Source organism: Rhodococcus sp. P3_B8, assembly GCF_056402775.1.
On sequence record NZ_JBFUGT010000331.1, the window covers coordinates 1 to 7,005 of the forward strand.

Sequence of the window (7,005 nt, forward strand, 5' to 3'; positions counted from 1 at the left end):
ATCCGGCGGGGCCTCTACCACTCCACGGACCGGCTCCACGATTTCGAGCGGACCATGGCCGTCAACTACTTCGGCGCGGTCCGGCTCGTCCTCGCCTTCCTCCCGCAGATGCGCGAGCGGCGGTTCGGGCACATCGTCAACATCAGCAGCGCCGGAGTCCAGGGCGCGACGCCGCGGTTCGCCGCCTACGTCGCCAGCAAGTCGGCCCTCGACGGCTTCACCGACGTCGCGGCGTCCGAAACCCTCTCGGACGGAATCACGTTCACCACCATCCACATGCCACTGGTCGAGACGCCGATGATCGCACCCACCGGCCGGTACAACATCGGACCGATCACCTCCCCGGAGAAGGCGGCGGCAATGGTCGTCCGGGCGCTGATCGAACGCCCCAAGCGCATCGACGTCCCGACCGGCACGCTCGGGGAACTCGGCCACGTCTTCGCACCCGCCGTCAAGGATCGCGTGATGCACCAGATGTATCGCATGTTCCCCGATTCCCCGGCGGCGAAGGGGCAGAGCACGGACGACGCGGCGCCGGCACCTCAGCACACGCCGGAACCTAGGCACCACCCGTCGTCGGTCCTCGGCCGCGCCGCCCGGAAGGTCGGAAGGCTGGTGCCCGGCACCCACTGGTGACCGAGTCAGGGGGCGAGGGCGCGGACTCCGGTGGCGACGACGGGTCGCACCGGCTTCGGCGCCGCCCCGCAACTCGCCGGCCGGGGCGGCAGCTCCCACTCCTCCAGGTCGACCACCCAGCGGCGCCCGTCGCGATGCGCGACAACCGAGTYCGCGTCCACCGTGAGCTCGTCCGCGGCCACGTCCACGAGATCGCGGACGGCGAGTTCCGCCACCTGCCCCGGTGCGTCCCAGCAGCTGCGGCCGCGCAGCCCGGTCGGGTACACCTCGCCCCGGGCGGCGGCGCGGACCGCGTCGACACTCTCCTGCGTCGACAACCGGCCGTAGGTGTACCCCGTCGGCAGCAGGATCAGCGAAGGCGCGAACCGGTGCCCACCCGTGTGCGAGCACTCCCACACCGCGTCGCCGAACTCCGCGGCCAGGCCGGCCGCGACCGGCCGTCCGAGGACGGCGCAGCACTGATCCCTCTTCCCGTGCGCGCACACCAGCACGACCGGGTCCGTCACCGGTGTGCCCAGACCGGGTGCGGTCCCCGCGATCAGCCCGAGGTCCAGGTCGAGCAGGTCTTCCGGGAAGCCGATCTCGAGCCGCTCGCACCACGACCGCGCGGGATGCGACTGCGCCAGCAGCACCGTCCGCCGATCCGGGGCCGCGGTGCTGCGGCCCGGCCGGCGGATGAACATGACCCGCACCCCGGCCGCGTCGGCGCGGGCGTCCAGCTCACGGGCCAGGTCCGGTCCGAGCGCGGTGCCGTCGAGTACGTCCCGGCCCCACGCGCCGGGGAACTCCAGGCACACCCAGCCCGTGACATGCGCAGCGGTGCCCGCGAGGGGTTCGTCGGTCGCGGACAGAGCAGAGCAGGTGGCGGTGATCGTGTCAGGCACGATGCCATTGTGTCAGTCGGGAAAATCGGTCAGTCATGGAACTTCCTGCGCTCCGACAACTGCTGGACGAACTTCTCGATGCGGCGCGCACGCGTCTCCGGGCGCGTGGCGTCCTGCAGGCGGAAGTAGACGGCGTACCGGTTGTGGCTGTCGAGTGTCGTGTAGAAGGCCTCGGCCTCGGGATTCTGCGCGAGGGCGTCCAGGAAGTCCTGCGGTATCTCCGCCGCCTTCTGTCCCGCGTACGCGCGGTCCCAGCGACCGTCCGCCCTGGCCCGCTCCACCTCCGCCGCGCCCGCAGGCTCGAGGAGACCTGCCTCGGCGAGTTTCTCCGCGAACTCCCGGTTCCGCTTCGACCACGGACTTCGCGACGAGCGCGGGGTGAACCGCTGCACGAAGAAGTCGTCGTCGACGCGGCGGACCTGGCTGTCGATCCAGCCGTAGCACAGCGCGACCTGGAGAGCCTGGTCGTAGTTGATCGACGAATGCGCCGACCCCTTCTTGGCCATCTTCAGCCAGATGCCCGGTGAGGAGTCGTGATGAGCGCCGAGCCATTCCCGGAACTCGGCCGGTCCGGAGAAGTACTCGACGCTGAGCTCGGCAGCACACATGTGCCCGAATCTAGCGGGAGAACAGCTGTCCCGCCCAGACCCGGACGAATCCCTGGGACAGATATCCGAGCGTCCCGAGCGCCAGCACCCATTTGGTGACGCTGACCGCACTGGTGGTGCGCACGGTCGCGTCGGTGATGTGCTCGCGATGCGACAGCAGATACAGCCCGACGACGTTCTCGGCGTAGTCGCCTGCCGCGGAGATCACCGGGGCCGCCGCCAGCACTTTCTGCGTTCTCGCCGAGAGTGGTGTCAGCTCCGCCAGACGTCGTGCGCCCGTGCGCAACGCGACCGCGTAGATCAGGGGATGGACGAAGTCCGGGTAGTAGTGGCTGCGGTAGCGCGCCCTGTCTGCAGCGGACATTGCGTCGAGGATCGCCGTGTAGGACCGGGCGGACCGGGCGGTCTGGATGTCGGCGAGCCGGGGTGCCACCGGGCCGAGTAGCCGGACGATGTTCGCCTGCGAGATCACGAATGCTGCAGACCAGCCGAGGAGTCTGCGGTCGAGTGCGGTGAGCGCCATGAGCCGATCCTGCCATCTGTCACCGCGGCGCGTGCCTCAGCCGGCGGCCTCGGACATCGCCTTGGCGTCCTCCTCGCCGAACTTCTCCTCGAGGGCCTCGGGTGAATAGTCCAGATCGATCTCCTCGACCGGGCGTCCCCGCGCCGACTCGATCGCCCCCAGCCGGCGCTGCGCCCGGTCCGCGGCGTACGCGATGAACTCCTGGTCGTCGAGCCCGTACGGCTGGACCTCGAATTGCTTGTTGACCCAGTCGATCATGCCCAGTGCCATCGGCATCAGCTCCGCCATCCGCTCCTGGACGACACCCCAGTTGCTGTCGTCGGCGGCGACGTGCCGGCGACAGGTGAACGTTCCCCACGCCATGTGGCGTCGTTCGTCGTCGCCGATCCTGCGGACGAGCTCCTGCATGCCCGGCAGGATCCCGCGCGTCGTGCACACCTTCTGCCAGGCGTAGTACCCGGTGAGCGCGAGACTGCCCTCGATGACGTGGTTGTAGGTGACGCTGGCCCGCACCTGATTGGCCGGACTGGGATCGGTCTCGAGCACCTTCAGCGATCCCGGCAGCTCCTCGTAGAACAACTGCCGGTAGTACGGGTTCTCGGCGACGAAGGGATGCAGGTCGCGTGTCAGGCCCACCGCGTCCATCCACAGCCGGAACACCTGGGTGTGCTTGGCCTCCTCGAAACAGAACTGCGTCAGATACATCTCGTCCCCGAAGCGCCCCTCGGCGGCCATCGCCTTCATGAACGGCTGGATGTCCTCGGTGACCGCTTCCTCACCGGCGATGAACTGTGCGACCAGATACGTGGAGTTGCGCTGCTGCTCCGAGTTCAGCCCCTCCCAGTCCTCCGCGTCCCGGCTGAAGTCGAGGTCCGTGGGATTCCAGAACTTGGCGTTGCCCTTCGTGAACAGCCGCAACGGGAACGCGTCCCAGTTGAGGCCCCCGGCGCGGAGCGAGCTGAACCCTTGCCTGCCGGGCGCAAAGGGGCGTCCAGGCGTGAGTGTCGACATCGTTGACCTTCTTCCGGACGTGCGGAAGACGCCGTCGGACGCCCCGCAGCTTCGGGGCGCTCGTCTGACAACCGGCCCGTTCCGAGCCCCCGCTTCGGTTCCCACGCTAGTCCTGTCGAAGCCGTCGCGGTTTACATTTTCGGACTTTTTGTCAGCTCGTCTCGAGCTTCATCAAGAACGGCAGCACCGCCGCCGCGAAGTCGTCGTAACGGTCGCGGTGAATGCTGTGCCCGCTACGGAACACCACCACCCGGCAGTTCGGTATCGCCGCCACCGCGGACTCGAGTCTGCGCGGATCCACCATTCCGCCCGGACCGCCCCGCAGGATCAGCGTGTCGGCCTCGATGTCCGGCAATCTGTCCCACCACAACGGATCCGGGCGGCGGAACTGCTCGAGCGCCGAGCCCGTCATCGACCGGTCGAACGCGAACGCGGCCCGCGGATGCCGGATCAGGCTCGTCGTCGCGTGCCACAGTTCCGGCAGCGACGGCAGCCGATTCGCGAAAACCTGTTCCGGGTCACCGGGACGCAACGGGAGCGGTGCCTCCTCGATCACCAGCCGGCGAACCAGCCCGGGTCGGGCCTGGGCCGCGAGCGACGCGGCATGACCACCGAGCGAATGCCCGACGAGATCCACCCGCGTCAGCCCGAGGTTGTCGCACACCTCCACCACGTCGGCACCGAACTCCTCGAACAGATACGACCCGGCGCGGGCACTGCGACCGTGCCCCCGCAGATCCACGACGAGGACGCGGCGCCCGCGGGCGACGAGTGCGCGGGCAAAGCGGTCCCAGGTGCCGCCGTCACCGCCCATCCCGTGCACCAGAACCACCGGCACGGGATGGACGCCCGACGACCCCGGCACCGAGGACTCGCCACTGTCCCGGTAGGCGATCTCGATACCGGCGCGCGTCGGGGTAGTCCTGCTCGTCTCCACGAGAATCCAGACTAGCGACCGCCGCGGACTACCCGCCCGACCCGTACGGGCGGGTGATGATCTCCAGATAGTGACCGGACGGGTCGAGGAAGTAGACGCCCCGCCCGCCGTCGTTGGTGTTGATGGTGCCCGGCAGCGTCTGCCGCGGATCCGCCCAGTGCTCGAGCCCCCACTCGACGATCAGACCGTAGATCCGGTCGAAGTCGTCCTCGCCGACGAGGAACGCATAGTGCTGCGGCGGGAATTCGACCGGCGGTTCCGCGAAGTCGAGGGACACCCCGTTGTCGAGGGCGACCGCCAGGAAGTGGCCGGCAGGCACGGCGTCCGGCAATCCGAACAACGTGGTGAAGAAGGACGCCGACTCCTGCTTGTTCTTGGCGGCGACGATAGTGTGGTTGAAAGAAATGGTCACAGTCGACCCTTTCGAGGTATGCCACGACCCGACGATGCGGCCGTGGCCGGCCTCCATGCCTGACGCTGTCCGCCACCGGCACGCGACCCTCTGCACAGCAAAGCATTTCGAACGGTCGGTTCGCAAGGCAGGTCGCCGGGCGGGTTACGCCGCCCGCCCCACCCGATAACGCAACGTGACGACCCCGGAGTCGTACCCCTTCGACTCCAGCAACGTCAGCGCATGCATCCCGGTGTCCTCGTCGAGGAGCCTGCGGCCGTGCCCCAGCAGGATCGGCACCACGTGCAACTGGATTTCGTCGACCCGATCGGCGGCGAGCAGTGCCCGTGCGAGGGTGATGCTCCCCCAGACGATCATGTCGCCACCGGGCTCCTGCCGGAGTTGCTGCACCCGTTCGACGGCGTCGCCCGGCCACAGCTGCGCCGGCTCCCGATCCCCCCACGGGGCACTGTCCAGCGTCGAGGAGAACACGAGTTTCGGGATCGAGTTGACGATCTCGGCCACGACCTCACCCTGCGCCTGTTCGGTGGGCCAGTAGTCCGAGAACATCTGATACGTCTTGCGCCCGAGCAGGGCGAGGTCCGTGTCGGCGAGCAGACGGAGGTTGTACCGGTCCACCGCACCGTAATCCGGCACCGCATCGAAGAAGTCCAGCTCGCCGGACCGCCCGGCGACGAACCCGTCGAGGCTCGTCAATTCCTGGACGACGACCCTGCGGTGCGGTGTGTCCCGCTCCGTGTCACTCATAGATTCCCTCCACCGACCAGCGGCCTGCCGTGCAGATCACCAGCAGCGCCCGCGACTCTTCCAGCAGCACCTGGGCCCGGGCCGCCGTCCGGGCGGCCGGAGGGTCCCACCACCGCTCGTCCACCGGCCACGGTCCGGCCCATCCACACACCGCCCACTCTCGGCTCCCCCACCGCAACCGCGCGGGAGGCGCGCTGAACACCCCCCGTTCCGTGACCGTCACAGCCATACCCCGCTCGTCCGACATCCACACCTCCGGATACGCGGTCAGCACCGCGGCAGGCGCCGGTTCCGGCAACGTGCCCGGCCACGGCTCCGACGGATCGTTGCGCGGGATCAGCTCGTCACCCAACGGCAGCAACGTGATGCGCTCCGCCGGGCCCCGCCCACCGCTGAGGACCCCCACCTGCACGGCTTCCCCGCCGAGCAGTCCCTGCACGCGCACCAGAGCCCGCCGGGCCCGCTCGTCCTGGTCGCCGACCCCACCCCACAGCCCCAGCTGCAGGGCGCCGGCGGCCACCACTTCCACCGGTTCGAGCCGCAGGACGGCGATACCGGCGGTGGGCCGCTTCTCGCTGCGCCCGGTCAGCCACCCGTCCAGCTGCCACCGCACCCGGTCCGCCGTCGCCTCCGGCGTCAACGGCTCCGCACATCTCCAGATCCGGGACAGTTGCTCACCGTTGCCGGTGCTCGCCGAGATCGACAGCCGGGTGCAGGCCACCGCGGCGTCCGACAGTGTGCGATGAAGCTTCTCCGCCAGCGCACGACCCGCGAAGGCGGCGGCATCGACCCGTTCGATGACGGGATCGCACCGTTCCTCGACCTCCAGGTCGGGAGGCAGCGACCGCCCCGACGGGGGACGCTCCGGCTCACTCCGCGCGGCCCGGTGCGCCAGCACCGCATCGGTTCCGAACCGTGACGCCACATCGCCCGCCGACAGCGCGGCGAAACTGCCGATCGTGCGCAACCCGAGCCGGTGCAGCAGATCGACCAGCTCACCGCGGTGGGGTGCCGCGAGGCTCGGCTCGGCGGCCAGTTCCCGCATCGGGAGCGGCGCCAGGAAGTCCGCCCCCTCACCGGGTGGCACGAGAGTTGCTCTGCGCGCGGCGATCACGGCCGTGGACAGCTGATCGGCGATACCGACCTGGCACTCCACCCCCACCGCCGACACCTGGTCCACCAACCGTTCCGCGGCGGCTTCCTCCGAACCGAAGTACCGGGCGACACCGCGAGCGGACAGCACCACC

9 protein-coding genes are annotated in these 7,005 nt (G+C 69.3%); 1 reads left to right on the forward strand and 8 read right to left on the reverse strand.

Features of this window, described 5'->3' with window-relative positions:
- Positions 1 to 636: SDR family NAD(P)-dependent oxidoreductase (locus AC1D1G_RS39200; RefSeq protein WP_477956285.1), on the forward strand; the 636-nt coding region annotated here is incomplete at its 5' end.
- Positions 637 to 641: 5 nt separating this feature from the next.
- On the opposite strand, the gene AC1D1G_RS39205 is transcribed toward AC1D1G_RS39200, so the two are convergent.
- The 8 genes from AC1D1G_RS39205 to AC1D1G_RS39240 form a co-directional block, all read right to left on the reverse strand.
- Positions 642 to 1,520: a sucrase ferredoxin gene (locus tag AC1D1G_RS39205; RefSeq protein ID WP_477956286.1), complete on the reverse strand. Its 879-nt coding sequence runs from the start codon at positions 1,518 to 1,520 to the stop codon at positions 642 to 644.
- Between the two features lie 29 nt (positions 1,521 to 1,549).
- The gene (locus AC1D1G_RS39210; RefSeq protein WP_477956287.1) at positions 1,550 to 2,128 is read right to left on the reverse strand and encodes a YdeI/OmpD-associated family protein; all 579 of its coding nucleotides are present in this window, start codon (positions 2,126 to 2,128) and stop codon (positions 1,550 to 1,552) included.
- 10 nt (positions 2,129 to 2,138) lie between these two features.
- A complete protein-coding gene (locus AC1D1G_RS39215) occupies positions 2,139 to 2,651 on the reverse strand; it encodes a hypothetical protein (RefSeq protein ID WP_477956288.1) in 513 nt (170 codons plus the stop codon).
- Positions 2,652 to 2,687: 36 nt separating this feature from the next.
- The gene (locus AC1D1G_RS39220) at positions 2,688 to 3,662 is read right to left on the reverse strand and encodes a R2-like ligand-binding oxidase (RefSeq protein ID WP_105420556.1); all 975 of its coding nucleotides are present in this window, start codon (positions 3,660 to 3,662) and stop codon (positions 2,688 to 2,690) included.
- A gap of 151 nt (positions 3,663 to 3,813) precedes the next feature.
- Positions 3,814 to 4,599: an alpha/beta fold hydrolase gene (locus tag AC1D1G_RS39225; RefSeq protein ID WP_283333016.1), complete on the reverse strand. Its 786-nt coding sequence runs from the start codon at positions 4,597 to 4,599 to the stop codon at positions 3,814 to 3,816.
- Positions 4,600 to 4,627: 28 nt separating this feature from the next.
- Entirely contained in the window at positions 4,628 to 5,011 is a 384-nt protein-coding gene (locus AC1D1G_RS39230) for a VOC family protein (protein ID WP_283333015.1), read from the reverse strand.
- Between the two features lie 144 nt (positions 5,012 to 5,155).
- On the reverse strand, positions 5,156 to 5,758 hold the full coding sequence (locus tag AC1D1G_RS39235; RefSeq protein ID WP_477956289.1) for a dihydrofolate reductase family protein: 603 nt from the start codon (positions 5,756 to 5,758) through the stop codon (positions 5,156 to 5,158).
- A partial coding sequence (locus tag AC1D1G_RS39240) for a DNA polymerase Y family protein (RefSeq protein WP_477956290.1) occupies positions 5,751 to 7,005 on the reverse strand: 1,255 nt, incomplete at its 5' end. The genes AC1D1G_RS39240 and AC1D1G_RS39235, both read right to left, overlap by 8 nt.

Bases quoted from the DNA above. Each gene is read 5' to 3' on its own strand.
- AC1D1G_RS39215 (WP_477956288.1), bottom strand. From the start codon at position 2,651: ATGGCGCTCACCGCACTCGACCGCAGACTCCTCGGCTGGTCTGCAGCA.
- AC1D1G_RS39220 (WP_105420556.1), bottom strand. From the start codon at position 3,662: ATGTCGACACTCACGCCTGGACGCCCCTTTGCGCCCGGCAGGCAAGGG.
- AC1D1G_RS39210 (WP_477956287.1), bottom strand. From the start codon at position 2,128: ATGTGTGCTGCCGAGCTCAGCGTCGAGTACTTCTCCGGACCGGCCGAG.
- AC1D1G_RS39235 (WP_477956289.1), bottom strand. From the start codon at position 5,758: ATGAGTGACACGGAGCGGGACACACCGCACCGCAGGGTCGTCGTCCAG.